The organism is Streptomyces bungoensis (assembly GCF_001514215.1).
Classification (GTDB): domain Bacteria; phylum Actinomycetota; class Actinomycetes; order Streptomycetales; family Streptomycetaceae; genus Streptomyces; species Streptomyces bungoensis.
In genome coordinates this window covers 121,099-147,734 of record NZ_KQ948851.1, presented here as the reverse complement: position 1 = coordinate 147,734, position 26,636 = coordinate 121,099, and the positions used below count along the sequence as shown (strand labels likewise).

General features: G+C 73.1%; 22 protein-coding genes and 1 pseudogene. 14 read left to right on the top strand and 9 right to left on the bottom strand.

Translation table 11 applies throughout. The features are described from left to right. Positions 1-30: 30 nt before the first annotated feature. From AQJ66_RS00535 to AQJ66_RS00525, 3 genes are read right to left on the bottom strand one after another with little or no spacing between them, the layout of a single operon-like run. Positions 31-1,635, bottom strand: coding sequence for a fatty acid--CoA ligase (locus AQJ66_RS00535; RefSeq protein WP_061914692.1), 1,605 nt, complete (start codon positions 1,633-1,635; stop codon positions 31-33). A gap of 25 nt (positions 1,636-1,660) precedes the next feature. Continuing rightward, positions 1,661-7,513, bottom strand: coding sequence for a type I polyketide synthase (locus AQJ66_RS00530; protein WP_061914689.1), 5,853 nt, complete (start codon positions 7,511-7,513; stop codon positions 1,661-1,663). An 11-nt stretch (positions 7,514-7,524) separates the two neighbouring features. Continuing rightward, the gene (locus AQJ66_RS00525; RefSeq protein ID WP_061914686.1) at positions 7,525-7,824 is read right to left on the bottom strand and encodes an acyl carrier protein; all 300 of its coding nucleotides are present in this window, start codon (positions 7,822-7,824) and stop codon (positions 7,525-7,527) included. 162 nt (positions 7,825-7,986) lie between these two features. Here AQJ66_RS00525 and AQJ66_RS00520 point away from each other — a divergent pair, with 162 nt between their 5' ends. From AQJ66_RS00520 to serS, 12 genes are all read left to right on the top strand, one after another. Beyond that, entirely contained in the window at positions 7,987-9,624 is a 1,638-nt protein-coding gene (locus AQJ66_RS00520; protein ID WP_061914683.1) for an aldehyde dehydrogenase family protein, read from the top strand. 27 nt (positions 9,625-9,651) lie between these two features. Next, a complete protein-coding gene (locus tag AQJ66_RS00515) occupies positions 9,652-10,794 on the top strand; it encodes an acyl-CoA dehydrogenase family protein (protein ID WP_061914681.1) in 1,143 nt (380 codons plus the stop codon). Positions 10,795-10,815: 21 nt separating this feature from the next. Beyond that, on the top strand, positions 10,816-12,111 hold the full coding sequence (locus tag AQJ66_RS00510) for an aspartate aminotransferase family protein (protein WP_061914678.1): 1,296 nt from the start codon (positions 10,816-10,818) through the stop codon (positions 12,109-12,111). Positions 12,112-12,113: 2 nt separating this feature from the next. Then, positions 12,114-12,596: a type II toxin-antitoxin system RatA family toxin gene (locus tag AQJ66_RS00505; RefSeq protein WP_061914675.1), complete on the top strand. Its 483-nt coding sequence runs from the start codon at positions 12,114-12,116 to the stop codon at positions 12,594-12,596. A gap of 22 nt (positions 12,597-12,618) precedes the next feature. Next, positions 12,619-13,158 (top strand): hypothetical protein, encoded by a 540-nt coding sequence (locus tag AQJ66_RS00500; protein WP_061914673.1) that lies wholly within the window; start codon positions 12,619-12,621, stop codon positions 13,156-13,158. Further along, positions 13,155-13,700 carry a flavin reductase family protein gene (locus tag AQJ66_RS00495; protein WP_061914670.1) on the top strand — a complete coding sequence of 182 codons (546 nt, stop codon included), beginning with the start codon at positions 13,155-13,157 and terminating at the stop codon, positions 13,698-13,700. The genes AQJ66_RS00500 and AQJ66_RS00495 overlap by 4 nt, the downstream gene beginning before the upstream one ends. Next, entirely contained in the window at positions 13,697-14,677 is a 981-nt protein-coding gene (locus tag AQJ66_RS00490; RefSeq protein ID WP_061914667.1) for a ferritin family protein, read from the top strand. The genes AQJ66_RS00495 and AQJ66_RS00490 overlap by 4 nt, the downstream gene beginning before the upstream one ends. Beyond that, complete coding sequence (locus AQJ66_RS00485; RefSeq protein ID WP_061914664.1) at positions 14,674-15,684, top strand: beta-ketoacyl-ACP synthase III; 1,011 nt, start codon at positions 14,674-14,676, stop codon at positions 15,682-15,684. The genes AQJ66_RS00490 and AQJ66_RS00485 overlap by 4 nt, the downstream gene beginning before the upstream one ends. Before the next feature lie 32 nt (positions 15,685-15,716). After that, on the top strand, positions 15,717-15,947 hold the full coding sequence (locus AQJ66_RS00480) for a phosphopantetheine-binding protein (RefSeq protein ID WP_061914661.1): 231 nt from the start codon (positions 15,717-15,719) through the stop codon (positions 15,945-15,947). Next, positions 15,947-17,167 (top strand): beta-ketoacyl-[acyl-carrier-protein] synthase family protein, encoded by a 1,221-nt coding sequence (locus AQJ66_RS00475; protein ID WP_061914658.1) that lies wholly within the window; start codon positions 15,947-15,949, stop codon positions 17,165-17,167. Before AQJ66_RS00480 ends, AQJ66_RS00475 begins: the two co-directional genes overlap by 1 nt. Before the next feature lie 214 nt (positions 17,168-17,381). Then, positions 17,382-18,860, top strand: a complete 1,479-nt coding sequence (locus AQJ66_RS00470) for an APC family permease (RefSeq protein ID WP_061914655.1) — start codon at positions 17,382-17,384, stop codon at positions 18,858-18,860. Next, positions 18,844-20,121, top strand: a complete 1,278-nt coding sequence (gene serS, locus AQJ66_RS00465) for a serine--tRNA ligase (RefSeq protein WP_061914652.1) — start codon at positions 18,844-18,846, stop codon at positions 20,119-20,121. Before AQJ66_RS00470 ends, serS begins: the two co-directional genes overlap by 17 nt. A gap of 69 nt (positions 20,122-20,190) precedes the next feature. On the opposite strand, the gene fabI is transcribed toward serS, so the two are convergent. From fabI to AQJ66_RS00440, 6 genes are all read right to left on the bottom strand, one after another. After that, complete coding sequence (fabI, locus tag AQJ66_RS00460) at positions 20,191-20,958, bottom strand: enoyl-ACP reductase FabI (protein WP_061914649.1); 768 nt, start codon at positions 20,956-20,958, stop codon at positions 20,191-20,193. Next, positions 20,955-21,284, bottom strand: coding sequence for a ferredoxin (gene fdxA, locus AQJ66_RS00455; RefSeq protein WP_061914646.1), 330 nt, complete (start codon positions 21,282-21,284; stop codon positions 20,955-20,957). Before fdxA ends, fabI begins: the two co-directional genes overlap by 4 nt. 28 nt (positions 21,285-21,312) lie before the next feature. Further along, the gene (locus AQJ66_RS00450) at positions 21,313-22,680 is read right to left on the bottom strand and encodes an MFS transporter (RefSeq protein WP_061914643.1); all 1,368 of its coding nucleotides are present in this window, start codon (positions 22,678-22,680) and stop codon (positions 21,313-21,315) included. A gap of 38 nt (positions 22,681-22,718) precedes the next feature. After that, positions 22,719-23,819, bottom strand: coding sequence for a fatty acid desaturase family protein (locus AQJ66_RS00445; protein WP_061914640.1), 1,101 nt, complete (start codon positions 23,817-23,819; stop codon positions 22,719-22,721). A gap of 238 nt (positions 23,820-24,057) precedes the next feature. Continuing rightward, positions 24,058-24,207: a hypothetical protein gene (locus AQJ66_RS39230; RefSeq protein ID WP_167359135.1), complete on the bottom strand. Its 150-nt coding sequence runs from the start codon at positions 24,205-24,207 to the stop codon at positions 24,058-24,060. A gap of 29 nt (positions 24,208-24,236) precedes the next feature. Continuing rightward, positions 24,237-25,268, bottom strand: coding sequence for a DUF2156 domain-containing protein (locus tag AQJ66_RS00440; protein ID WP_061914637.1), 1,032 nt, complete (start codon positions 25,266-25,268; stop codon positions 24,237-24,239). 174 nt (positions 25,269-25,442) lie between these two features. Here AQJ66_RS00440 and AQJ66_RS38720 point away from each other — a divergent pair. Both AQJ66_RS38720 and AQJ66_RS00435 read left to right on the top strand, forming a co-directional pair. Next, a pseudogene (locus tag AQJ66_RS38720) lies at positions 25,443-25,539 on the top strand. 236 nt (positions 25,540-25,775) lie between these two features. Continuing rightward, positions 25,776-26,561 (top strand): AfsR/SARP family transcriptional regulator, encoded by a 786-nt coding sequence (locus AQJ66_RS00435; protein WP_061914634.1) that lies wholly within the window; start codon positions 25,776-25,778, stop codon positions 26,559-26,561. Positions 26,562-26,636 lie beyond the last annotated feature (75 nt).

Here is a 26,636-nt window from a genome sequence, read left to right as displayed (position 1 = left end):
GTCGGTTTCCTTTCTCGGCGATCGGCGTCGTCAGACGACCGTTGCCTTCAGGGCGTCCCTGGCCGGTGCCGTCAGCTGCTCGCGTACCGCGCGGCGCAGGATCTTGCCCGACGGGTTGCGGGGCAGGGAGGGGACGAAGTGGTAGGTGCCGGGGATCTTGTAGTCGGCGATGCGGCCCCGCAGGGACAGCAGGAGTTCGCGGGGTGTGGCGCGCGCGCCGGGCCGGAGCACCACGACCGCGTGCACGCTCTCGCCCCAGCGGTCGTCGGGCAGGCCGACCACCGCCGCGTCGGCGACCGCCGGGTGGGCGGCGAGCGCCTTCTCGACCTCGGCCGGGTAGATGTTCTGGCCGGCGACGATGATCGTGTCGTTGATGCGGTCGCACAGGTGGAGGTAGCCGTCCTCGTCGAGGTAGCCGGCGTCCCCCATGTGCAGCCACTCCCCCACCAGGGTGCGGGCGGTGGCCTCGGGAAGGTTCCAGTAGCCGAGCATCCGGGAGGGGGCGCGGACGCAGATCTGGCCGATGGCGCCGGGCGGGAGGGTCGCGCCGTCCGGGCCGATCACCTTGATCTCGTTGCCGGGGCAGGGCCGGCCGACGGAGGTGAGGTGCGTACTGCCGGGGTGGTGGGCCGCGGGCGGCAGGCACACCGCCACGCTGCCGGTCTCGGTGCTCGCGTAGATCTGGGCGAACTCGCAGCGGTAGGTCTCCAGGCACTGCTTGAGCAGCGTCTCGGACATCGGGGCGGCGCCGTAGGCGATCTTGCGCAGCGAGGCGAACGCCTCGGGGCCCGCGCCGCGTTCGGCCGCCATCGCCTGCAGCATGGCCGGGGCGGCGAACGTGGTGGTGACGCCGTGGGCGCGGATGAGGCGTACGGCCTCCTGCGGGTCGAACTGCGGCATGACCACGTTGGTGCCGCCGGCGTTGAAGGTGTGCAGGAACCAGCCGATGCCGGCCACGCCGAAGCCCGGCAGGGAGATCAGGGCAACGTCCTCGGGCAGCCAGTCGATCCAGTCGACGCCGTGCTCGCGGCTGGCGTGCGGCAGGGTGAAGAAGCTGCGGTGGGCGAGGACCGCGCCCTTGGGCAGGCCGGTGGTGCCGCTGGTGTAGATCTGGATGACGGCGTCGTCCGGGCCGGTGCCGGGGGAGGGGTCGGTGTCGGGCTGGTCGGCGGCCCAGGCGGGCAGGCCGGCCCCGCGGGCGGGTTCGCCGTCGGCGTCGGTGCCGTCGACCCGGATCACCCTGCGCAGGCCGCGCAGCTGGTGGCGGACGGTGGCGACGGTCTCCCAGAACTCGTCGTCGACGAAGATCAGCGCGGCGCCGGAGTCGCGCAGGATGTGGTCGACCTCGTTCGGGGTGAGCCGCCAGTTGACCGGTACCAGGACCGCGCCCGCCTTGGCGCACGCGATCATCACCAGGTAGTAGTTCTCCGACTCGCGGCCCAGGTAGGCGACCCGGTCGCCGCGCCGGACCCCGCAGGCGCGCAGGGCGTGCGCGGCGCGGTTGCTGTCGCGGTGGAACTTGGCGTAGGTGGTGACCCGGCCCTCGCAGATGATCGCCGGGTGGTCCGGGCGGCTGCCCGCGTGGGCCCGGGCGGAGTCTTGGAGCGTCCAGCGCTCCCTCGGTGTCTCGCTCATCGTGGTGTCCCGTCCCTTGTGACTGTCACGCCGCCGGCACCGGGCCGAGCTGCCCGTCGACGAACTGGGCCAGCGCGCGGACCGTGGGGTGGTCGTGGGTGAGGGAGGCCGGCAGGGGCAGCCGGAAGGTCTGCTCCAGGGCGGCCTTGACCTGCTGGGCCATGAGGGAGTCCAGGCCCAGCGACACGAACTCGGTGGAGAGGTCCAGCTCGTCGCCCTCCTCCAGGTGCAGGACGACGGCGACCTTGTCGCGGACCACGCCGGTGACGGCGGCCAGGCGTTCGGCGGCGGGCAGCGCGGCGAGCGCCGCCAGGTCGAGGCCGGTGCCGTCGTCGTCGGGGGCCTGGCGGGCCAGCCGGTCGTAGAACAGGTCGCCGGTGACGCTGCCCGAGACGTAGCGGTCCCAGTCGAACTCGCCGACGATCCGCTGGGTGCGCGGCCGGTCCCACAGCCGGGCCAGGGTGTCCAGGGCCCGGGTCGGGGAGAAGAACCGGACGCCGCTGCGTTCGATCTCCTGGCCGAGGTGGTCCTCCAGCCGGGCGGACATGCCGACCCTGGCCCAGGCGCCCCAGTTCACCGAGAGCCCCGGCACCCCGCGCCGGCCGCGCCACTCGGCGAGGGCGTCGAGCGCGGCGCTGGCGGCGGCGTAGTGGCCCTGGGTGGCGCCGCCGAGGACGGAGGCGATGGAGGAGTAGGTGACGAAGAACTCCAGCTCGGGGAAGGACTCCTCGGCGGCCTCGTGCAGCAGCCAGCCGCCGTAGGCCTTGGCGGCGAGCTGGGCGTCGACGGACTCCCAGGTCAGCTCGGAGATCAGCTTCTTGTCGTAGGAGCCGGCGGCGTGCACGATCCCGCCGAGCGGGTACGGCCCGGCCGCCAGGTGCCGCACCAGGCGCTCGACGTCCTGCTCGCGGGAGACGTCGGCGCGTACGACGTCGATCTCGGCCTCGGCGGCGAGGTCCGCCAGGACCGGCGAGGCCTCGTCGGTGGGCCGGCCGCCGCGGCTGACCAGGGTCAGGTGCCGGGCGCCGAGCGCGACCAGCTTGCGGGCGGTGACCAGGCCGAGGCCGCCGAGTCCGCCGGTGACCAGGTAGGTGCGGTCGGCCCGCAGGCCCGTGGGGCCCTCGTCGACGGGGTCGGTGCGCTCCTCGGCCGGGTCCTCGGGGAGGGTCACCCAGGCGCGCTGGGCGGGGTCGGCGAGGGCGGTGCGCAGCGCCTCGCCGGTCTCGTCGAGCCGGAAGCGGGGCGCGGTGTCGTCGGAGCCGGTGGCGTGGACGACGGCCGGCGCGGGGACGGTGAGCGTGGAGCGGAACGTGCCGTCGTGCCGGACCAGGACCTCGTCGCCGGGGGCGAAGCCGGTGCCGGTGTCGGCGGCGAGCACCGTGCCGCGGGCGAACTGCCCCAGGACGGGCGGCGGTTCCTCCTCGGCCGCGGCCTCCTCCGCGCGTTCGGCCCGGCCGGTGTCCAGGGCGGTGCGGGCGTCGTCGGCGGTCAGGCCCACGGTGTGCACGCGGACCTGGACCTCGCCGGCGCCGGGCTCGACGCCGGTGACCGGCGCGAGGGCCAGGTCGGACAGGTCCCCGGAGTCGGGGGCGCGCAGTTCGAAGCCCCCGGTCCAGGTGAGGGCGGAGTCGCCGGCGAGCAGTCGGCGGACGTAGCGGCGGCCGGGCCGGTGGGCGACCTGGTACTCGCCGGGCGGCTCGGCCCGCCACTCCTCGGCCAGCGGGGCGAGGCCGCTGCCCGGGGCGAGGTCGACCAGGGTCGCCCGGTACTGCGGGTACTCGGTGAGCAGCACCCGGCCGAAGCCCCACAGGGTGGCCGCGGCGAGGTGGCCGCCGTCGCCGGCCGGGTCGCCGGGCAGGTGCTGGGCGCCCTCGGTGACCAGCCAGAGCCGGGGCGGGCGGGGCGCGGCGTCCAGGGCGCCGACGAGGGTGAGCAGGTCGCGGTAGTTGTCCTCGCACTCGGCGCGCAGCCGGCCCACGGACATCGGCGCCGGGAGCTGCCGCCAGACGCGGCACACGTCCGTGACGGTGGGGTCCTCCAGGGCGGCCTTGAGGTCGGTGAGGTCGGGCAGCCAGGTCACCTTCAGACCGGGCTCGGCGGCCAGTTCGGCGGCGCGGACGGCGGACGGGTCGAGCAGCACGACGTGCCGGACGGCGGTGCCGTCCCGCGCCGGCAGGGCGCGGCGCACCCAGTCGGGGCGGTGCAGGAAGCGGCGGCGGCCGGTGCGGCCCTCGGGCCGGGCCATGCGCACGCCGAGCAGTTCGGCGACCGGTTCGCCGTTCTCCAGCAGCAGCACGTCGGCAAGGCGCCGGTCCTGCTCGCCGCGGACCCGGGCCAGCACCCGCAGGTTCTCGCCGCGCGGCTTGCGGAAGTGCCGTACGCAGGCGATCTCGCGAGGCACGAACACCGGGCCCTCGGGGTCGAGGACGACCAGGGCCTGCACGGCGGCCTCCAGCAGCTCGGCCGGGACGTGCTCGACGGCGGTGGCGTCGCGGCCGGTGAGTTCGCCGGTGACCAGTGCCCCGGCGGGCGCCGTTTGCCCATCGAGGAGCGGCGTCCGGTGCGTGCTCTCGGCGTGCCGGCCGGAATCCCTCGTACTGGGCGTACTCGGGGTTTCGGCCGGTGCGGCGAGAGGGCGTGCCGGGCGTCGTGACGGGGCGGACGGTGCCTGCCGGGGCACTGCGTCGCCGTGCCGGGCGGCGCGCAGCAGCAGGCGCATGCGGGGGCCCTGGGGGCGGCCGACGGAGGCGAGGTCGGTGTAGATGTCCTCGTCGTCTATGTGCTGGGCGGCCGGGGCGAGCGTGGCGTCGAGTTCGGCCAGTTCGGAGACGGGCACGAGGGGTTCGGGTTCGGCGGCGACGACGGCGGTGGCGTGCAGGTTCTCCTCGCCGCCGACGACCGTGAACACCTCGACCTCGGCGCCGCCGCCGGGGCGGGGCCGCCAGCGGGTGGTGAGCGCGGTGAGGGTCTCGGCGGGCAGCTCCAGCGGGGCGAGCAGCCTCAGGTCGCGGACGGCCGAGCGGGCGTGGCCCCGCACCGCGTCCTGCACGGCGAGCAGCAGGTCGACGTAGGCGCCGGCGGGCAGGACGGTCCGGCCACCGTCGGCGAGGTCGGCGAGCGCGCCGAGCTCCTCGGCGGTGAACTCCGCGGTGAACTCCCGTACCCCGCTGGCGAACCGCTCCTCGGTGCCGAGCAGCGGGTGCCGGGCGGTGCCGTTCGCGGCGGAGCGGCGGGGTGCGGCGGAGGGCAGCCAGTAGCGCTTGCGCTGGAAGGCGTACGTCGGCAGGTCCACGCGGGCGGGCGCGGGGCAGCCGGCGTGGTAGCCGGTCCAGGAGACGTTGAGGCCGGCCGCGTAGTAGTCGGCGAGAGCGGTGAGGGTGGTCGCGGTGGTGGTGTCGCGGCGGCGCAGGCTGGCCAGCCACACGTGGTCCTCGACCGTGACCGAGCGCCGGGCGAGCGCGGTGAGCCCGGCCTGCGGGCCGACCTCGATCAGGGCGTGCCGGCCGCGCTTGGCGACGGCCCGGATGCCGTCGAGGAAGCGGACGGGTTCGCCGATGTGCCGCACCCAGTAGTCCGGGTTGCCGATCTCGCGGAAGCGGGCGAGGCGGCCGGTGACGTTGGAGACGATGCTGATCTGCGGCTCGTGGAAGGCGATGCCGTCCAGGGCGGCGCGGAAGTCGTCGTAGACCTCGGCCATCAGCGGGGAGTGGAAGGCGTGCGAGACCTTCAGGCGCTCGACGCGCACGCCCCGGCCGGTGAGGATGCCGGTGACCTCGTCGAGGGCGGCGGTGGCGCCGGATATCACGGTCTGGTCGGGGGCGTTGATCCCGGCCACGGCGAGGTCGTCGTGGCCTTCCAGCAGCGGGACGACCTCCTCGACGGGGGCGCTGACGGCGGCCATGCCGCCCTCGGCGGTCACCGCCTGCATCAGCCGGGCGCGGGCCGCGACCAGGCGCACCGCGTCGGGCAGGCTGAACAGCCCGGCGACGGCGGCGGCGACGACCTCGCCGATGCTGTGCCCGATGAGCACGTTGGGCTTCGCGCCCCAGGCGATCCACTGCTGGGCGAGCGCGTACTCGAGGGTGAACAGGGCGGGCTGGGTGTACTCGGTGCGGTCGATCGCCTCGGGGTCGGCGGCGGTGCCGAGCAGCAGCTCGCGCACGGAGCGGCCGAGGTGCTCGGCGAACAGCTCGTCGCACTCGTCCACGCGGGCGCGGAAGACGGGGAGGGCCGCGTAGAGGGCGGCGCCCATGCCGGCGTACTGGGAGCCCTGGCCGGTGAACAGGAACGCGGTCTTGCGGATGCCGGTGGGGCCCTCGTGCTCGGCCTCGGCGGCGCGCTCCAGGAGCCTGGCCAGCGCGGCGCGGTCGGTGACGGGGGCGGCGATCCGGTAGGGGTGGTGACTGCGGGCCGTGTTGGCCGTGTGGCAGAGGGCGCCGAGCGGGAGCTCCGGCCGTTCGTCCAGCAACTCGCGGTAGGCGGAGGCCAGTTCGCGCAGGGCGCCGGCGTTCTTGGCGGACAGGGTGAACACGGGTGCGGCGCCGCCATCGGCGGGCTGCTCGGCCTGCTCGGGCGCCTCCTCCAGCACCACCGCGCCGATGGTCCCGGCGAACCCGAAGCTGTTGACGACCGCGCGCCGGACCTCGGCCTCCCACGGCTCGCACGCCGTCGGCACCCGCACCGGGTACAGGTCCCAGGGGATGCGCCCGGACGGGGTGGTGAGGTTGAGGTGCGGGTAGATGGTGCGGGCGCGCAGCTGGAGCACGGTCTTGATGACGCCGACGATGCCGGAGGCCGGCTCCATGTGGCCGAGGTTGGTCTTCACCGAACCGACCAGCAGCGGCCGGTCCTTGGTGTGGGAGTCGACGAACACGTCCCCGATGGCGCCGAACTCGATGGGGTCGCCGAGCGGGGTGCCGGTGCCGTGCGCCTCGACGTACTGGATGTCCTCGGGGGCGAGGTGCGCGGCGGCCAGGGCGGTGCGGATGACCTTCTCCTGGGCGGGGCCGTTGGGCACGGTCAGGCCCGCGCTGTCGCCGTCCTGGCCCACCGCCGTGCCGCGCACCAGGGCGAGGATCCGGTCGCCGTCGCGCCGGGCGTCGGAGAGCCGCTTGAGGACGACGACGCCGCAGCCCTCGGCGCGCGCGTAGCCGTCGGCGGACTCGTCGAAGGTCTTGCACTGCCCGTCGGGGGACAGCATCTGGGCGTTGGAGAACATCACCGGGATGCGCGGGTGGTGCAGGGCGTTGACGCCGCCGCACAGCGCGATGTCGGTCTCGCCGGCCCTCAGGGCGTTCGCGGCCAGGTGCAGGGCGACCAGCGAGGAGGAGCAGGCGGTGTCGACGCTCATGCTGGGGCCGCGCCAGCCGAGGAAGTACGACAGCCGGCCCGAGAGCGGGAACATGGTGATGCCGGACGCCAGGTGGCCGTCCAGCTCCTCGTACGGCAGGGAGTCGAGCTCCAGGGCGTAGTCGATGGAGCTGGCGCCGATGTACACGCCGCCGTTGCCGCGGCGCAGCGGGGCCGGGTCGATGCCGGCGTGCTCCAGGGCCTGCCAGGCGGTCTCCAGCAGCAGCCGCTGCTGGGGGTCCATGTAGCGGGCTTCCTTCGGGGAGATGTTGAAGAAGCCGGCGTCGAACAGGTCGATGCGGTCGAGGAACCCGCCGCCCGAGGCGCGGATCTTGCCCTTGTCGTCGGGTCCTTCGGGGGTGAACGCCTCGACGTCCCAGCGGTCCCGCGGGATCGGGCCGATCCCGCTGCGGCCCTCCCGCAGGAAGGCGTCGAACTCGTCGGCCGAGCCGCTGCCGCCGGGGAACCGCAGACCGATTCCGACGATCGCGACCGGCTCGGGCGCCTGCTCTGATTCCGTACGCGGCATGGAGCGACTCCTCAAGCTTCCTGGATGGCCTGGGTCAGGTGGTCCACGAGGTGGGCGATCGTCGGCTCGTTGAAGAGCACGCTGACGTTGATCGACAGGTCCAGGAGCTGTTCCAGGCTCTGCCGTATCTCGGTCAGCCGCAGCGAGGTGAGGCCGAGATCGAAATAGCTGACGTCGACGGGGAGGTCCTCGGACTCGTCCATCAGCAGGACGGCCCGGAACTTCGTCAGGACGATCGACTCGATTTCTTCGGCGAGTTCACTGCGCGGCAGGTCGCGCAACCGCTCGATGGTGCTGTCGACAGGTGGCATGCGCCTCATGCAAGCAGCGCCGGCTGACGCCCCGCTGACGGCCCCGGGAGCGCTCCCGTGGCCGGATCGGCGTGGTCAGCGGGGTGTCAGCGCCGGGTCAGATTCCGCTGTCAGGCTCGCAGTGCTTCAAGAAATCCACACGCCATATCCGAAAGGCTGAAGATGCTTCGCGAAGCCGCGCAGGAGCAGGAGGAGAGTGCTGAGGCACCTTCCGGATTGAAGAGTTACGACCTCTACATCGCGGGCAAGGACGTGGCCGGGGACGGGTGGGTCTACACCGTCAGCGGGCGTTCCCTGCTGGAAGACGTTTTCACGAGCGTCAGCCTGAAGCGCTCCCTGGAACAGGACCCGGAGTCGGAGGCGGCCAAGCACCCCTATGTCGTCGGGCGCTGCGCGATCGCGGACGACTCCGCCATCGACCTGGCCACCCAGGCGGCCGCCGCGGCGGCCCCCGACTGGGCGGCCGTACCGCTGGAGCGGCGGATGCAGCTGGGCACCCGCTTCCGCGAGGAACTGATCAAGCACCAGGACGAGTTCCTGCGCATGCTGGTCGCCGAGTCGCACCCCGTGAAGCTCGCCCGGTGGGAGCTGAGCTGCCTGCTGCAGATCTACGCCCCGGGCTCCCTGCGTTGGTACCTGAAGCAGATGAGGGTGGAGAAGGAGTACAACGGCCGCAAGCTGATCCTGCACCGCCAGCCGGACGGTGTGGTCGCCTTCAACCCGCCGCAGAACGCGCCGCTGCCGAGCGCCGCGCTGTGCGTGCTGGCGCTGATGGCCGGCAACGCGGTCGTCGTGCGGGCCCCGCGCTCCATCGCGCTGTCCACGATGTGGCTGCTGCGCGACATCGTGGCGCCGCTGCTGGAGGAGCTCGACGCGCCGGCCGGTGTGCTCAACGCGGTGTGCTCCAACCCGAAGCAGACCATGGACCGCTGGATCGCCGATCCGCTGATCGACGACATCTTCTACATCGGCGGCAGCCAGGAGGGCCTGCGCTTCGAGCAGCAGTGCGTGTCGCACGGCAAGAAGCCGATCCTGGAGCTCGCCGGCAACGACGGCATCGTGGTCTGGAAGGACGCCGACGTGACGTGGGCGGCCGAGGCCATCACCGAGGCGTTCTACGGCTCCGGTCAGATCTGCATGGTGCCCAACTACGTGCTGGTCCACCCGGACATCGCCGAGGCGCTGATCGACGAGGTGAAGAAGCAGGTCAAGGGCATCAAGCCGGGCCTGCCCGAGGAGGAGGACGTCCTGCTGTCGCCGGTGCGGCGCAGCGAGCGCTTCTTCCGGCTGCTGCGCCAGGCCCTGGACAACGGCGCCGAGCTGGTCACCGGCGGCAACCGCACCGAGGTCGACGGCACGGTGTCGGAGACGGGCGTGTTCCTGCAGCCGACGGTGGTGCGCGTGGACGGCCTGGACCGGGCGCGGACCTACGACGTGGTCCGCGAGGAGACCTTCTTCCCGCTGGTCCCGATCGTGGTCGCCGAACGCGACAGCGACGACGCGCTGCTCGAATCGTTCCTGCAGTTCGTGAACAGCAACGACTACGGGCTGCGCAACTCCCTGTGGTCGCGCTCGGACCACGTGATCGAGACCTTCGTGCGGCGCACCGTCAACGGCGGTCTGCTGAAGGTCAACGACTCCCACATCGGCTTCCTGCCCTACCTGCCGAGCCACGGCGGCACCGGCCGCACCGGCGGCGCGTTCGGCGAGGCCAACTACCCGATGCTCAAGACCTCCCACGTCCAGGGAGTCAGCATCGCCCGCGACGTCAGCCCGTACGACGCGGTCTTCGGCGCCTGACCACACCCAGTCCCGCGGAGGTTTCCCTTGCGTTCCCTCGATGCTGCCCGCACCGTCTGCGAGCGGTTCCACCCCGGACTGCTCAAGGAGCTGGACCAGCTCCCGTACGCCGAGCGGGAGCGGCCCGGCAGCCCGGTGATCGACCTGTTCCGCATCCACGGCGGGGTCGGCCTGCTCATACCCGAGGCCTACGGCGGCCACGGCGCGGCCCCGCTGGAGGCCCTGCGCGTCCAGCTGGCGCTCGGCGCCCTGTCCCCGTCGCTGGTCGCCGCGGTGTCCATGCACCACTTCACCGCCGCCATGCTGTACTCCCTCGCCGTCAAGGCGGGCCGGCTCACCGGCGCCCAGACCGAACTGCTGCACCGGATCGTGCCGGACCAGATGATGATGGCCTCCGGCTGGGCCGAGGGCCGCACCGCGCAGAACATCCTCAAGCCGGCCGTGACCGCGCGCCCGGTGGAGGGCGGGTTCCTGCTGTCCGGGTCGAAGAAGCCGTGCAGCCTGTCCCGTTCGATGAGCCTGCTCACCGCGTCCATCGCGATCCACGGCGAGGACGGCGGCGAGCCGGAGCTGGCCCTCGCGCTGGTGCCGGCCGGCGCGCCCGGCCTGTCCGTGCACACCTTCTGGGGCAACCAGCTGCTGGCGGGCGCGGAGAGCGAGGAGGTGCGGCTGGAGGACGTGTTCGTCCCGGCCGAGATGGTGGTCCGGGCCGGCGCCGACGATCCCACCCGCCTCGACGACCTGCAGTCCGCCGGGTTCGTCTGGTTCGAGATGCTGATCTCCGCCGGGTACGCGGGCGCCGCCGCCGCGCTGGTGGAGCAGGTGCTGGAGCGCGAGCGGGGCGGCGCCGCGGAGCGGGCCGCGCTCGCCGTCGACATGGAGGCCGCCCTCGCCCTGCTGGAGGGCGTGGCCCGCGGCACCGGCCCGGAGCCCGGCGACGAGGAGTCGGTGGCGCGCGTGCTGGTCGCCCGGTACGCCGTGCAGAACGCGATGCCGGACATCGTCGCCCGCGCCCTGGAGCTGCTCGGCGGCCTGGAGTTCATCAACGGCTCCGACACCGCCCAGGCGGCCGCCGCCACCCGGGCCCTCGCCTTCCACCCGCCGTCCCGTCTCGCCGCGGCGGAGCCGATGCTCGCGTACTTCGCGGGCGGCCCGCTGGTCCTGGCCTGACCCTTCGACCTGGAGTCCCACGTGACCGTACTGCAGGAGTCTCCGGCGGCCCCGGCCGCCGACACGGAGGCGGAGATCCTCAATCTGTACCGGGCCCACCTGAGCAAGGGCCGGGCCACGCTCGCCGAGCTGTTCGGCAGCCACATGGAGACGGCGTCCGAGGGCGCCTGGCTCACCACCAGCGACGGTGAGCGCTTCCTGAACGCGGGCGGCTACGGCGTGTTCATCATGGGCGCCCGCCATCCGATCGTCATGGAGGAGGTGGAGCGCCAGCTGCGCACCCACCCCACCGCGACCCGCATCCTGCTGGAGCCGACGGTGGCCCGCGCCGCCGAGGCCCTGGTGTCCGTGCTGCCGGCCGGCCTGGACCGCGTGCACTTCGCGCTGTCGGGCGCCGAGGCGGTGGAGACCGGCCTGAAACTGGCCCGCGCGAACGGGTTCAAGCGCACCATCTCGATGCGCGGCGGCTACCACGGCAAGACCCTGGGCGCCCTGTCGGCGACCGCGAAGGACGTCTACCAGGCGCCGTTCCGCCCGCTCGTGCCCGACTTCCAGCACCTGCCGTTCGGCGACGCCGACGCCCTCGAGGCCGAACTGCGCGCCCACCCGGGTGAGGTGTGCGTGATCCTGGAGCCGGTCCAGGGCGAGGGCGGGGTCGTCATCCCGCCGAAGGGCTACCTCAAGCGCGTCGAGGAACTGGTCCGCGAGTACGACGGCTTCCTCATCCTCGACGAGGTGCAGTCCGGCTTCGGGCGGCTCGGCGAGTGGTGGGGCGCCGACATCGAGGGCGTCGTCCCGGACGTCCTGCTCACCGGCAAGGCGCTGGGCGGCGGGGTGATGCCGGTGTCGGCGGCCGTCGCCACCCGCAAGGCGTTCCGCCCCTTCGACAAGGACCCCTACGTCCACACCGCCACCTTCTCCGGGCAGCCGGTGCTGATGGCCGCGGTGCAGGGCGCGATCCGGGCCGTCAAGGAGGAGCGCCTGGTCACCCGGGCCATGGACCTCGGCGCCCGGCTGCTGCCGCGGATCGCGGAGGTCGCCCACCGCAACATCCCCGAGCTGGTGGTGGACGTGCGCGGCCGGGGCCTGCTCATCGGTGTCGAGCTGGTCGAGGCGGGCCTCGCCGGCGAGCTGCTGATCGAGCTGTTCAACCACGGCGTGGTCGCCAACCACTCCATGAACGGCAGCTCGGTGGTGCGGTTCACCCCGCCCGCCGTGCTGGACGACACCGACGTGGACTTCCTCGTCAACTCCTTCGACCTGGCCACCCGCGACCTGATCAAGGGCGCGGCCACAATGCCGGAAGGCGGTAACTGATCGTGCGGCACGTCGAACTCGATGCCCTGATACCCGCGGAGCAGGCCGACACGGTCCTGCACGCCGTACGGCGCTGGGAGAAGTACCCCGCCCTGGCGCCCCACGTCAACGCGACCACCGTGCACGCCTCCTACCCCGACCCGAACGCCTCCTCCAGCTGGGAGCTGCACTTCCGCAGCGGCCTGCTGCGCTGGACCGAGGACGACACGGTGCTGCCGGAGCAGGGCGAGATCCGCTTCGAGCAGTCCGACGGCGACTTCGACTCCTTCGCCGGCACCTGGGCGGTCCGCCAGGACGGCGCCGACGTGCGCGTCCGCTTCGACGCCGACTTCGACTTCGGCATCCCGAGCCTCGAGGGCATCCTCGACCCGATCGCCGAGCGGGTCATCAAGGAGACCGTCGCCTGGGCGCTGACCGGCCTGTTCCCGGCCGTGCGCATCCAGGGCGGCATCGACCTGACCACGCCCGCCGCGGTCGGCGCCTAGACCTCAAGCGGAGGAGCTGACCATGGACCAGGCGAACCCCTTCGAGACCCCGCGCACCTACTCGCTGCACCGCGCCGAGTACCTGGTGGGCCTCGCCGTCACCACCGGCATGATCGTCTACCACTTCGGCGACATCCGCTGGCTGCCGGCGCTCGGACTGTTCCTCTACATCGACCTGATCGGCTACATCCCCGGCGCCATCGCGTTCAAGAAGAGCGGCGGCCGGCCGATCCACAAGGCGTACTACGTCCTCTACAACGTCATGCACAGCCTCATCACGCAGGGCGCGGTCGCCGCGCTGTGGTGCTGGCTGGTGAAGCCCGAGTGGGCGCTGCTGGTGCTGCCGTTCCACCTGTTCGGCGACCGCGGCCTGTTCGGCAACTTCATGAAGTCCTTCGCGCTGCCCTTCGAGCCGGTGCGCCAGCCGGGCTACCTGCGGCTGCTGGACGACCTGGGCCTGCCGCACCCGAAGCCGGTGGGGCACGCCGCGGACCCGGTGCCGGTCGGGCACGTCCCGGCGCGGGCCGCCGCTCCGGTGCGCGAGACGGAGGCCGCGCGATGACCACCGCGACCGACGTACGACGGCCGGTCCGGCAGGACCCCGCCGAGCGCCGCCGGGCGCTGTACCACCTGGCGTCCCCGGTGTCGGTGCTGACCACCGGACCCGAGGAGCGGATGCACGGCACGACCGCGAGCACGGTCACCCTCGTCTCGCGCGAGCCCCTGCTGGTCGGGGTGGTGCTGCGGGCGGGCTCGTCCTTCGCGCGGCTGGCCGCCGCCGAGGGCCGGTTCGCGATCAACGTGCTCGGCGGCGACCAGGCCGACGTGGCCCGCCGGTTCGCCGACAGCGCCCGGCCCGACGGCGACGCGGCGTTCACGGGCCTGGCCTGGACGGCGGACCGGTACGCGCACGCCCCGCTGATCGCGGGCGCGCTCGCCCACTACGTGTGCCGCTTCCACTCGGCGCACGGGGCGGGCGACAGCGAACTGCTGCTCGGCCACGTCGTGCGCGCCACGGCGGACGAGGGCCTGCCGCTGTTCAGTTACGCCGGCGGGCTCTACGCCGGATCCCTGCGTCCGGCGAAGGAGGCCGCCGCATCATGACCGCACCCGTTGCCCCCGAGGCGGACTGGGAGAAGGCGCCCGGTCTGCTGGACGGCGCGAAGGAACTCACCCTCGGCCCCGAGGAGTGCGACCTCGCCTACTGGATCACCTCGGTCGCCCAGGGCACCCTGCGCGACCGCGGGGTCACCGGCCACCACGACAGCGCGCTCACCCCGGACTTCCTGAAGGCACCCGGCCCGCTGCGCGAGGCGCTGGTGCTGGAGTTCGGCTTCCGGGCGCTGGCGGAGGAGCTGGCCACCCGGCTGCTCGGCCACTACGTGTCGATCGCGCCGGGCATCCCGCAGATGGAGTTCTACGCCACCCAGCTGCTCGACGAGGCCCGGCACGCCCGGGTCTTCCGGCAGCACCTGGTGGAGCTGGGCGTGCCGGCGGACACGCTCCTGAAGGAGATCGACACGATGGCCCGGGACTACCGCAAGCGGGTCCTGGACCCGGTGGTGGACTTCACCCTGGACATCGTTCGCGACCAGGCCGACTTCCCCGGCGGGGTCGCGGTGTTCGCCATCATCATCGAGGGGGTGCTCGCCCCGGCCGCCGAGCTGAGCGAGCGCAAGTGGACCCCGCTGTCCCCGGCCACCGGCGAGATCTCCCGCGGCACCGCCATCGACGAGATCCGCCACCTCACCGTGGCCAGCACCATCCTGCGCGACCACGTGATCGCGCACCCGGAGTACAAGCCGCGGCTGCTGGAGATCCTGCGCTCGGGCGTGAAGCTGTGGGACGAGATCCCGGACCGGGAGTTCGTCATCCACCGCGAGGAGCTGTTCCAGCAGGGCATGTTCGAGCACGCCGACAAGATCGGCGACTACGAGGTCTGGCCGGGCGTGCGGCTGCTCGACACCACCGCCGAGCAGCGCTACGACATGGCCGAGCGCTGGACCGACGAGATGGCCGAGGTCCGGATGGCCTACATGGGCCTGCCGGTCGAGGTCCTCTCCTCGGAGGCCGGCGCATGAGCACCGGGCGGGCCGCCGTCGTCACCGGCATCGGGTCGTACGTCCCGCCCAACGTCGTCACGAACGAGGACCTGTCGGCGCGGCTGGACACCTCCGACGCCTGGATCCGCTCGCGGACCGGGATCGCCGAACGGTACGTCGTCTCCCCGGGCACCTCCACCAGTGACCTGGCGGTGGAGGCGGGCCTCAGGGCGCTGAAGTCCGCGGGCGACCAGGAGGTCGGGGCGGTGGTGCTGGCCACCACCACCCCCGACCAGCCCTGCCCGGCGACCGCGCCGCAGGTCGCGGCCCGGCTGGGCCTGGGCCGCGTGCCCGCCTTCGACGTGGCGGCCGTCTGCTCGGGCTTCCTGTACGGCCTGGCCTCGGCGGCCGGGCTCGTCGCGGCCGGCATCGCGGACCGGGTGCTGCTGATCGCGGCGGACGCCTTCACCACGATCGTCAACCCGGAGGACCGCACCACCGCGGTGATCTTCGCGGACGGCGCGGGCGCGGTGGTGCTGCGCGCCGGGTCGCCCGACGAACCCGGGGCGCTGGGACCGCTGGTGCTCGGCAGCGACGGCGAGCTGAGCCATCTGATCGAGGTCCCGGCGGGCGGCTCCCGGACCCGGTCCGCCGGCCGGCCGGTGGCCCCGGAGGACCACTACTTCCGGATGCTGGGCCGGGACACCTACCGGCACGCGGTGGAACACATGACGGCCGCCTCCACCGAGGCCGCCGAGCGGGCCGGATGGCGCCTCGACGAGGTCGACCGGTTCGTCGCGCACCAGGCCAACGCCCGGATCCTGGAGGCCGTCTCGGACCGGCTCGGCATCCCCGCCGAGCGCCGGCTGAGCAACATCGCGCGGGTCGGCAACACCGGAGCCGCCTCCATCCCCCTGCTGCTCGCCGAGGCCACCGCCGAGGGACGGCTCACGGCCGGCCACCGGGTGCTGCTCACCGCCTTCGGCGGGGGCCTGTCCTGGGGCGCGGCCACCCTCGTCTGGCCCGGGCTGCAGACCACTGAGTGACCACCGGAACACACCTTTCGAAAGGAACCGCCATGCTGGAGCAGCTCAAGGAAATCCTGTCCAACAAGCTCAAGGTGTCGCCCGAGTCGATCACTCCGGAGGCCACCCGGGAGGACATCGAGCTGGACTCGCTGGCCGTGGTGGAGCTGTCGCTGCTGCTGAAGTCCGAGCTGGACCTGGACATCAGCGACGACGACCTCCTGGAGGCCGAGACCGTGGCCGACATGGTCCGGCTGATGGAGGAGCGGAGCGCGAAGGTCTGATGGCCGGCATGGACATCGCCGTCACCGGGCTCGGCCTGGTCACCCCGGGCGGGATCGGGGTCGGGCCGAGCTGGGCGGCGGTCTGCGACGGCAGGCCGGCCGCCGCCCTCGATCCGGTGCTGGCGGACAACCCTGTACAGATCTCCTGCCGGGTGCCCGGCTTCGACCCCGAGACCCTGCTCAGTGCGCGGCGCGCACACCGGCTGGACCGCTTCGTGCAGTTCGCGCTGGTCGCCGCGCACGAGGCGGTGGCCGACGCCGGCCTCGACCCGCAGACCTGGGACGGCGCGCGGGTGGGCGTGGTGCTCGGCTGCGCGGACGGCGGTCCGGGCACGGTCGAGGAACAGCACCACGTGCTGCGCGAGCAGGGCGCCGACCGGGTGTCGCCGCTGCTGCTGCCGATGCAGCTGCCGAACATGCTGGCCGGGCAGACGGCCATCGAGTTCGGGGCGACCGGGCCCAACCTGGTGGTGGCGACCGCCTGCGCCTCGGGCGCGACCGCCATCGGCACGGCCCGGGACCTGCTCGCCCTCGGCCGCTGCGACATCGTCCTCGCGGGCGGCAGCGAGGCCATGATCACCCCGCTGGTCATGGCCGGGTTCGCCCAGATGGGCGCGCTGTCGAAACGGCACGACGACCCCGCGACCGCGTCCCGCCCGTTCGACGCCGACCGGGACGGGTTCGTGGCCGGGGAGGGCGCCGGGATCCTCGTGATGGAACGGGTCGCGGACGCCCGGGCCCGGGGCGCGCACGTCCACGGCAGGATCATCGGCTACGGCGCCACGGCCGACGCGCACCACATGACGTCACCGCATCCCGACGGCGCGGGCATCGAGGCGGCGGTCCGGGCCGCGCTCGCGGACGCGGGGGCGGATCCCGACGACGTGCAGCACGTGAACGCGCACGGGACGTCCACGCCGCTCAACGATCTGTCCGAGGCGCGGATGATCCGGCGCACGCTGCGCGGGGATCCGGTGGTCACGTCGACGAAGGGCGTCACCGGGCACCTGCTCGGCGCCGCCGGCGCGGTGGAGGCGGCCTTCACCCTGCTGAGCGTCGAGCACGAGGTGGTTCCACCGGTTGCCAACCTCGTCATGCCCGATCCCCGGATCGAGGTGAAGTTGGCGCAGACACCGGTGGAGATGCCGATCGACCTGGCGTTGAGCAATTCGCTGGGGTTCGGTGGGCAGAACACGGCGCTCGCGATCGCCCCTGCCTGAGCGTCTGCCGGGCGCCTGTCGTTCGGCGGCTGCGGGTTCGTCCGTGGCTTGTCGCGCCCGCGCGGCGGAGCCGCACGTCGAGTGCAGCCCCGCGCCCCTTTCGCGGCGGCTGCGCCGCCTGCTCACGGGGCCCGTCTTCCGACAGCCGTCCGCTGGTTCGCCCGCGGGCGGCTGTCCCCCGTTTTCGTCCCTCTCCCCTTCTCTGGAGTTCCCCATGTCCACCAGTGGTTCCCCGCCCCGGGCCGGCCGGCTCGGTACCGGGCACATCCTCTTCCTCATCGTCGCCGCGGCCGCTCCGCTCTCGGCCATGGTCGGCACCGTGCCGCTCGCGTTCGCCTTCGGCGACGGGGCGGGGGTGCCGGCGGCCTTCCTGTTCGCCGGGGTCACGCTGCTGTGCTTCTCGGTCGGATACGCGGTCAGCGCCCGCCGCACCGGCGGCTCGGGCGGGTTCTACGCGTCCGTGGCCGACGGGCTCGGCAGGCCGCCCGCGGTGGCGGCCGGATACGTGGCGCTGCTGTCGTACAACTGCGCGACCATCGGTCTGGCGGGCGCGCTCGGCTACTTCACCCAGCTCGTCCTGGCCGCCCACGGCCTGACGGTGTCCTGGGAGTGGTGTGCGGCCGTCGGGCTGGTGCTGACGGCCGTGCTCGGGTACCGGGAGATCGCGCTCAGCGCGCGGGTGCTGGCGCTGCTGATGCTCGGTGAGATCGGGGTGCTGGCCGCCCTGGACGTCGCGATCCTCGTCCGGCACGGGCTGCACGCCCTGCCCGCGGCGTCGTTCTCCCCGCACGTCGCCACCGGGCACGGCGTCGGCGTCTCGCTGATGTTCGCGTTCGTGTCCTTCATCGGGTTCGAGTCGGCCGCCCTGTACGGCGCGGAGGCGCGCGACCCGCGGCGCAGTGTGCCCCGGGCCACGTACGCGGCCGTCGTGCTGATCGCCGGGTTCTACGCGCTCACCAGCTGGCTGGCGGTCGGCGCCGTCGGCAGCGGACGGGTGCGGGAGGTGGCGGCCAAGCAGATGGGCGACCTGTTCTTCGTCCTCGGTGACGACCTCCTCGGCAAGGCCGGCAGCACCGGGCTGCAGATCCTGCTGTGCACGAGCCTGTTCGCGGCGACGCTGGCCCTGCACAGCGCCGCCAACCGGTACGCCCAGGTGCTCGCCGCCGACGGCCTGCTGCCGGGCGGCCTGGCCGCCGAGCACCCGCGGCACGGCTCCCCGCACCGGGCGAGCCTCGCGCAGAGCGCGCTGACCGCGGTGGTCGTGGCCGCCTTCGCCGCGGCCGGGCTCGATCCGTACGCCGACCTGACCACCAGCATGCTGGGTCTCGGCACCCTGGGCATCGTCGCCCTGCAGGCGCTGGCCGCGCTGTCGGTGCTCGGGCTGCGGCTGCGCGCCGGGCGCGGGCACTGGTGGCGGGAGACCGTGGCGCCGCTGCTGGGCTTCGCCGGTCTCGCCGCCTCCGTCTGGCTGGTGGTGGGCAACTTCGACATGCTCACCGGCTCGCCGTCGAAGGTGATCGCCGCCCTGCCCTGGCTGCTGCCGCTGGTCGCGCTCGGCGGCCTGGCGTACGCGGCCCGGCTGCGCTCCGCGCACCCCCTGCGCTACCGCCTGCTCGGCACCCGGCACACCGTAGCCCCCGCCCCCGAGTCCTCCCCCGCCCCGTCAGGAGACCGTCATGCACGATCCCACTGAGCTGCTCGAGGCCGGCGACGACGCCGTACGGCGCCTCGCCCGCCGCCGCCACGACCTGGACCTGGACGCCCTGGGCGGCGCCCTGCGCGCCCGCTCGGCCGCCCAGAGCGAGGTGACCCGGCTGCGCACCGAGCTGAACCGCACCGCCAAGGCCCGCCGTTCCGGCCCGCCGACCGAGGAGGAGAAGGAGGCAGCCCGGGCCCTGCGCGCCGAGGTGCAGCGGGCGGAGTCCGCCGCCCGCACGGCCGCCGGTGACCTGACCGAACTGCTGCTGTCCATCCCCAACCTGCCGCTGGACGCCGTACCGGACGGCGACTCGGAGAAGGAGGCGGTGGAGGTGCGGCGGGGCGGCCCCGCCCCGCGCCCGGCCGACGGCGCACGGCACCACGCCGAGATCGGTGAGGCGCTCGGCATCCTCGACTCCCCCGCCGCGGCCCGGCTCTCCGGCGCCCGATTCAGCGTGGCCCGGGGCGCCGGGGCGCGGCTGGAGCGGGCCCTCGGCGACTTCTTCCTCGACCTGCACACCCAAGAGCACGGCTACACCGAGCAGTCGGTGCCCTTCCTCGTCAGCCGGGACACCATGACCGGCACCGGGCAGCTGCCCAAGTTCGAGGAGGACCTGTTCCGCACCCAGGTCGGCGACCGGGAGCTGTTCCTGATCCCGACCGCCGAGGTGCCGCTGACCAACCTGGTGGCCGGGCGGCTCCTGGACGCGCGGAGCCTGCCGTACGCCTTCACCGCGCGCACCCCGTGCTTCCGCGCGGAGGCGGGGGCGTACGGCCGGGACACCCGGGGCGTGCTCAGGCTGCACCAGTTCGAGAAGGTGGAGCTGGTGCGCGTCTGCGCGGCGGAGCAGGCCCAGGAGCAGCTGGAGCTGATGGTGGGGCACGCCGAGGAGTGCCTGCGGCGGCTCGAACTGTCCTTCCGCACCGTGCTGCTGCCCGCGGGCGACATGGGCTTCTCGGCGCGGATGACGTACGACATCGAGGTCTGGCTGCCGGGCGGCGGCGCCTACCGGGAGATCTCCTCGGTGTCCGACTGCGGCACCTTCCAGGCCCGGCGCGCCGACATCCGGGTCAGGGGCGCCGACGGCCGCAAGGCGCCGGCGGCCACCCTGAACGGCTCGGCGCTGCCGATCGGGCGCACGGTGGCAGCGCTGCTGGAGCAGGGCGTGCGCGACGACGGGTCCGTGGTGCTGCCCGAGGCGCTGGTGCCGTACACCGGGTTCCGGCGGATCCTGCCCGGCGGCGCCACCGAGTGACCGCACGACGAAGGGGCGGGAGCCGAGGACCGGTCCTCGGCTCCCGCCCCTTCGGGACGTTCGGGAGGTTCAGGCACCCATCATGTGGACCCCGCCGTCGACGTGGACGATCTCGCCCGTGGTGCGCGGGAAGAAGTCCGACAGCAGGGCGACGACCGCCCGGGCGGCCGGGTCCGGGTCGGTGAGGTCCCAGCCGGCCGGGGCCCGGTGGGTCGTCCAGACGTCGGCCAGGTCGGCGAAGCCGGGGATCGACTTCGCGGCCATGGAGCGCAGCGGCCCGGCCGCGACCAGGTTGCAGCGGACGCCGCGGGGGCCGAGGTCGCGGGCGAGGTAGCGGCTGGTGGACTCCAGCGCCGCCTTGGCGACGCCCATCCAGTCGTAGTGCGGCCAGGCGACGGCCGCGTCGAAGGTGAGCCCGACGACCGAGCCGCCGCGCCGCTCCAGCAGCGGCAGGCAGGCCGTGGTGAGGGACTTCAGGGAGTACGCCGAGACGTGCACGGCGGTCGACACGTCGTCCCAGGTGCCGTCGAGGAAGGAGAAGGCGCCCTGGGGGCCGTAGGCGATGGAGTGCACCACGCCGTCGAGGGAGTCGGTGTGCGCGCCGATCCGCTCGGCGAGGGTGTCCAGGTGGCCCTGGTCGGTGACGTCGAGCTCGATCACCGGGGCGGGCCTGGGGAGCTTGTCCGCGAACCGCTCGATCAGGGAGAGCCGGCCGAAGCCGGTGAGGACGACCTCGGCGCCCTCCTCCTGGGCGATCCGGGCCGCGTGGAAGGCGATGGAGGCGTCCGTGACGACCCCGGTCACCAGGATCCGCTTGCCGGCGAGGATGCCGCTCACGCTACGGTCACCCCCTTCGGCAGCGTGCTGACCAGCGGCGAGTCGTGGTCCTGGGGGCCGAGGGCGCTGCCGCCGCCGGGCGAGCCGAGCTCCGCGAAGAAGGCGGCGTTGGACGCCGCGTGGTCGTCGCCCCACTCGGCGGGCAGGTCGTCCTCGAAGTAGATGGCGTCGACGGGGCACACCGGTTCGCAGGCGCCGCAGTCCACGCATTCCTCGGGGTGGATGTACAGGGCGCGGCGGCCCTCGTAGATGCAGTCCACGGGGCACTCCTCGACGCAGGAGCGGTCCTTGACGTCGACGCAGGGCAGTCCGATGACGTAGGCCATGCTCAACTCCTCGGGAAGGTTGGGGGTGTCACTCGACCGGGACGCCGGTGGTGCGCTCGCCCAGGGTCAGCACGGTGACGGCGAGGACGGCCATGGCGGCGGCGATGACGGCGAACAGGGCGCCCGCGCCGTGTGCGTCCAGGACCGGCAGCAGGACGAACGGCAGCGCGGCGGCGCTGAGTTTGGACAGCGAGTAGGCGGCGCCGGAGGCGGTGGCCCGGATCGCGGTGGGGTACTGCTCGGACAGGTAGACGTGGCTGACGCTGGAGAAGACGTTGCTGAACAGGGTGTAGGCGAAGCCGCAGACGACGATGAGCGCGGCGGAGTCCGCGTAGGCGAAGCCGAGCCCGGCCACGACCATCGCGGAGGCGGACAGGGCGATCAGCGTCCGGCGCTCGAGCCGGTCCACGACGGGCAGGGCGAGCGCCGAGCCGACCGGGTAGCCGAGGAAGGACAGCGCGGTGAAGCCGAGCCCGGCGACGATGCCGTAGCCCTTGGCGGCGACGATCTGCGGGGCGAGGGTGCCGAAGCCGTAGTAGCCGACGACGGACAGCGCGCAGAACAGCCAGAGCACCAGGGTGCGGCGGATCATGCCGGGCGCGAGGACGTCGCGCAGGCGGGAGGTCCCGGCGACCGGGTGCGGGGCCCGGGCCGGGGGGCGCAGGGGCAGCCCGCGGTCCGCCGCCTCGGCCTCCATCCGGGCGACCAGCCGCTCGGCCTCGGCCGTGCGGCCGGTCGCCGCGAGCCAGCGCGGGGACTCGATGAGCTGCCGCCGCAGGACCCACACCACGGCCGAGCCGAGCGCGCCGAGCACGAACAGCCAGCGCCAGCCCGCCACGCCCAGCGGGGTCAGCGGGACCAGCCACAGCGCGGCGAAGCCGACGGCGGGGACGCCGCAGAAGGCGAGCGTGTAGGCCCAGGCGATGAACCGGCCGCGCTTGCCGGCGGGCAGCACGTCGGCCAGGTAGCAGTCGGAGAGGGCCTGTTCGGCGCCGATGCCGACACCGGCGAGGAACCGGGTGGCGATCAGCCAGGCGGCGTTCGGGGAGAAGGCGCCGAGCAGGGAGAAGACCGAGTAGAGGGCGAGGTTGATGAGGAAGGCGCGGCGCCGGCCGAACCGGTCGGCGATCCGGCCGAGCGTGAGCGAGCCGATGAACTGGCCGACGAACACCGAGGCCAGGACCAGCTTGAGCGAGGTGGCGCCGAAGCCGAAGCCGCTCTGCAGGACCTTGCCGAGGGTGCCGGACAGGTTGTTCTCGAAGGTGTCGAAGAACAGGCCGACGCCGACGACCGCGGTGAGCCTGCGGTGCAGCGGGGTGATCGGCAGGCGGTCCAGGCGGGCGCCGATCGGGGCGGCGGCGGTGACTCCGCCCGCCGCCGCGGTGGTCTGGGACATGGGGTGTGCTCCTTGGGGCGGGCGGAACTCGGTGTGGCTCAGGCGGCCTCGGCGGCCCGGCGCCGGATCTGCTCCTCCACGTCACCGCGCCGCACCGGCGCGCTGACCTCGTGCAGGAAGGAGGCGACCTCGCGGTAGGAGGCCCAGAACCCGACCTCGTGGTACGGCACCCCGCGCTCGGCGCAGTACTGCATGGTCAGTTCGCGGGCGCGCGGCAGGCTCTTCTGCGGCATGGCCGGGAACAGGTGGTGCTCGACCTGGTAGTTGAGGCCGCCGTAGAGGAAGTCGACCAGCCGATTGGGGCGGATGTTGCGGGAGGTGAGGACCTGGCGCTCCAGCCAGTCCAGGGTCTCCTCCTCGCCGTCGCGGATCTGCATGCCCTTGTGGTTGGGGGCGAAGATCATCCCGAAGTAGACGCCGAGGGCGGCGTGCTGGACGAGGATGAAGGCGACCGCCAGGGCCGGGGACAGGACGGTGAAGACGAGACCGAGGTAGACGGCCGTGCGCAGGAGGATGAGGGAGGTCTCCAGGACGGGCCGCTTGGTGTCGCCCCGGACGATGGAGCGGACGGCCGTCTTCAGCATCTTGAAGCCCTCGAGGACGAGCAGCACGAAGAACAGCACGCTCTGGTAGCGCACGACGAGCTTCTGGGTGCCCTTGCGGCTCGGGTACTGCTTGATGTCGAAGATGGCGGTGCGCCGGCCGATGTCCGGGTCCATGTCCAGGTGGTTGGGGTTGCTGTGGTGCCGGTTGTGGTGGTTGACCCACCAGCCGTAGCTGACCCCGTTGACCAGGTTGGCGTGGATGTAGCCGACCGCGGAGGCGGCCTTCTTGCTGCGGAACATCGCCTTGTGGCCGGCGTCGTGCCACATGAACGCCGACTGGCCGCCGCACAGCCCCATCCACAGGGCGGTCAGCAGCTGCCACCAGGAGTCGCCGAGCTCGAAGAAGGCGGCGAAACCGATCAGCAGCAGGGCGGTGTTGAGGGCGAGTTTGCCCACGTAGTACCGGGGGTCGAGGTCGAGCAGGCCCTCGGCCTTGACCCGCTTGAGCAGTTCGGCGAAGGTCGCCGAGGCACCGGTGCGCGTTCCGGCGTCGGCGGTCAGGGCACCGGCCGGTGGTGTGTGCGGACGCTGCATGCGTTGCTCTCCTTGGGAGAAGTGCCCGGTTCGGGCGGCGGCGCCGCTGCCCCGCGGACCTGCGGGCGCCGCGAGTCGACTTCAGCTCCCGCGTGCGTCGCGGGCGGGTCCGCCCGGCGGACGGGCGTCGGGGGCACAGTGCGGTGCTCCCGGGCCCGGGCCGCCGGGCGAACGTGTGTCCAGCGTTCCGTGGAGCGCTGATGTGGCACTGATGCCGTCCTGATCGGGCGGCCCGCCCTCAGGCGGCCGCTCCGGCGCGCAGCCGTTCGTCCAGGTCGCGGACGACCGCGTCGGCGGCCTCGGCGACCGTCTCGTCGTCGGGGGCCCCGATGACGGCCATCAGCTGCTCGACCATGGCGTGCTGGAGTTCCTCGGTGGACTGGGTCATGCCGGTCTCCTCGTGTCGTGGCGGGGTGGTCAGAAGGCGTTGCAGGCGCGGAAGACGTGCGCGAAGCCGGGCAGCGAGGCCTGCGGCCCGTCGACGGCGACGTACTCGGGGATCAGCACGTCGGGGGCCCACTTCTGCTTGTACGACAGCTGCGTCTGCGCCGGGTACAGGGCAGCGCCCTCGGCCCACAGGGCGTGCATCAGCCACTGGAACGCGGGGCTGTGCCCGTCGAGTTCGTGGGCCGCGTCCAGGCCGGTGAAGGGTGTGAACCCGAAGTGCAGCCAGGCGACGCCCTCGGCGCGGAACACCTCGATGGCGTGCGCGTTGATGGCCTCCATCAGGCCCGGGGAGCCCTCCGGGATGCGCCGGCTGAGGTCGTGCATCCAGCCGGCCCGGCTGCCGTAGACCGGCGAGTACGAGATGTAGGCGACGGGGGCGCCGTCGATGGTGCCGACGAAGAGCCGGCGGTGCGCCTGGGCCTCGCCGCCGATCTGGCCGACGAGGAACTCCAGTTGCTGGGCGCCGCCCTTGGAGCCGAGCCAGGCCCGGTCGATGGCGGCGATGTCGCCCTGCACGTCGGCCGCGTCGACCTCGCGGATCTGCAGGCCGTTGCGGTGGGCGCGGGAGATCTTGTTGCGCAGCTGCATGAACTTGGTGCCGCGCAGGGTGAAGTCGGCGAGGCTCACCGCCCAGGAGGCGCCGACCTGGTTCACGGTGAAGCCGAGGCCGGCGTACCGTTCGGCGTCGGCGCGCTGGAGCTGGACGCCGACCAGGCCGAGACCCTCGTCGCGGACGTGGCGGCGGAAGGCGTCGAGGAGGGTGCCGTAGTCCCGCTCGGCGGCGAAGGGACCGCCGAACTGGACGGCCCAGCGGCCGGTGCGGCGGTAGACGACGACGCCGTCCGCGCCCGGCACGGTGAAGACGCTGTTTCCGCTGTTGAGCGCCAGGAACGAACTCGGATTCTCGCTTGCGGTGTGGGTGCGTACGGCGTCGAGAACCGCTTGGTGCACGGCGGTGTCGGTGGTGGTTCCGGTAGTGGCCTCGGTGGTGGTCGCGGTCATGTGCGTACCCCTTTCGGGAGCGTATTCCGTCGAAGGGAGTACAGCACCGTCAGAGCGTTCCGGAAAAGGGCCGCAGGAAATTCGTTGCCTGCGTCAGAAGCGTGTCAGCATTCCGTCAGCGGGCCCTGCCACTGTGGTTCCCGTGAACGGCACGGAAAACCGGGCCGGGAGCGAGGAGAGGTGCCCGGAGCGGCCTATCGGGGACCTTGGAGCATGCCTTCAGGTCGGGCCCACGCAGCCCACGCAGGTTCAAACCCTGCCCTCTCCGCCATGAATTCGACGATGAATTCACCGACCACCCGGTCCTGTGCCGCAGTCGGCTCGGGACCGGATTCCCCAGGTACCGCCGGCCGCCCCCCGTCCCGGCGGTATAAACCGCCCCGGCGGGCCGTCCAGGAATGCGACGCCCGCCGGGGCGCGGTCGTTCGGTCACCGTGCCCTTGCCGCAGTGAGATCCCAGGAACAAGCACTTTCGCCAGGAATTGTGGAATTCACGAGGGGGAATACATGCTGAGGTTCTCCGTTCTCGGCGCACTGCAGATACACACCTCCGCCGGCCCGGCGGACGTCTTCGGCGACCTGCAGCGCGTGCTGGTGCAGACCCTGCTCGTCAGCGAGGGCCAGCCGGTGTCCGGGGAGAGCCTGGCCGAGGAGATGTGGGGGGACGCCGTGCCCGACCACCGGGCCAACGCCCTCCAGGCCCATGTCAGCCGGCTGCGCCGCAGGCTCCGGGAGCTGGAGCCGGACCGGCCGGCCTCCCGGGTGACCATGCACCCCTCCGGCTACCGGCTCACCCTCGCGGAGGGCGAGCTGGACGCGGCCGAGTTCATCCGGGCGGTGCGGCTGGCCGAGTCCGCCACGCCGGCCGACGCGGCCGGCACCGCCCGGCTGCTCGGCGACGCGCTCGGGATGTGGCGGGGGCCGGTGTTCGGCGGGTTCACCGGCGGGACCCTGTGCCAGCTGGCGGCGGCCCGCTTCGAGGAGTACCGGATGCGGGCCATGGAGCTGCGCTTCGAGGCCGAGCTGCGGCTCGGCCGGCACGCCGCGGTGCTCGCCGAGCTGACCGAGGCGCACGCCGGACACCCGCTGCGGGAACGGTTCTGCGAGCAGCTGATGATCGCCCTGTACTGCTCGGGCAGACAGGCCGACGCCCTCGACGTGTTCCACCGGATGCGCCGCCACCTGGACGAGGAGCTCGGCATCCAGCCCTCCCCCGCGCTGCGCCGGGTCGAGAACGCGATCCTGGCCCACGATCCCTCGCTGACCGGCGACCGGATGCTGCAACCGGCCTGAGCGGCGGCCGCCCCGGCGGGCGTAAGCGGTCCGTCAGTCCCCGGTCAGCCCGCCCCGTCACGCTCGACGGGCCGC

Bases quoted from the DNA above. Each gene is read 5' to 3' on its own strand.
- AQJ66_RS00520 (WP_061914683.1), top strand. From the start codon at position 7,987: ATGCTTCGCGAAGCCGCGCAGGAGCAGGAGGAGAGTGCTGAGGCACCT.
- AQJ66_RS00485 (WP_061914664.1), top strand. From the start codon at position 14,674: ATGAGCACCGGGCGGGCCGCCGTCGTCACCGGCATCGGGTCGTACGTC.
- AQJ66_RS00480 (WP_061914661.1), top strand. From the start codon at position 15,717: ATGCTGGAGCAGCTCAAGGAAATCCTGTCCAACAAGCTCAAGGTGTCG.
- AQJ66_RS00435 (WP_061914634.1), top strand. From the start codon at position 25,776: ATGCTGAGGTTCTCCGTTCTCGGCGCACTGCAGATACACACCTCCGCC.
- AQJ66_RS00475 (WP_061914658.1), top strand. From the start codon at position 15,947: ATGGCCGGCATGGACATCGCCGTCACCGGGCTCGGCCTGGTCACCCCG.
- AQJ66_RS39230 (WP_167359135.1), bottom strand. From the start codon at position 24,207: ATGACCCAGTCCACCGAGGAACTCCAGCACGCCATGGTCGAGCAGCTG.
- AQJ66_RS00445 (WP_061914640.1), bottom strand. From the start codon at position 23,819: ATGCAGCGTCCGCACACACCACCGGCCGGTGCCCTGACCGCCGACGCC.
- AQJ66_RS00495 (WP_061914670.1), top strand. From the start codon at position 13,155: ATGACCACCGCGACCGACGTACGACGGCCGGTCCGGCAGGACCCCGCC.
- AQJ66_RS00535 (WP_061914692.1), bottom strand. From the start codon at position 1,635: ATGAGCGAGACACCGAGGGAGCGCTGGACGCTCCAAGACTCCGCCCGG.
- AQJ66_RS00450 (WP_061914643.1), bottom strand. From the start codon at position 22,680: ATGTCCCAGACCACCGCGGCGGCGGGCGGAGTCACCGCCGCCGCCCCG.
- serS (WP_061914652.1), top strand. From the start codon at position 18,844: ATGCACGATCCCACTGAGCTGCTCGAGGCCGGCGACGACGCCGTACGG.
- AQJ66_RS00490 (WP_061914667.1), top strand. From the start codon at position 13,697: ATGACCGCACCCGTTGCCCCCGAGGCGGACTGGGAGAAGGCGCCCGGT.
- AQJ66_RS00500 (WP_061914673.1), top strand. From the start codon at position 12,619: ATGGACCAGGCGAACCCCTTCGAGACCCCGCGCACCTACTCGCTGCAC.
- AQJ66_RS00440 (WP_061914637.1), bottom strand. From the start codon at position 25,268: ATGACCGCGACCACCACCGAGGCCACTACCGGAACCACCACCGACACC.
- AQJ66_RS00470 (WP_061914655.1), top strand. From the start codon at position 17,382: ATGTCCACCAGTGGTTCCCCGCCCCGGGCCGGCCGGCTCGGTACCGGG.
- AQJ66_RS00530 (WP_061914689.1), bottom strand. From the start codon at position 7,513: ATGCCGCGTACGGAATCAGAGCAGGCGCCCGAGCCGGTCGCGATCGTC.
- AQJ66_RS00525 (WP_061914686.1), bottom strand. From the start codon at position 7,824: ATGCCACCTGTCGACAGCACCATCGAGCGGTTGCGCGACCTGCCGCGC.
- fdxA (WP_061914646.1), bottom strand. From the start codon at position 21,284: ATGGCCTACGTCATCGGACTGCCCTGCGTCGACGTCAAGGACCGCTCC.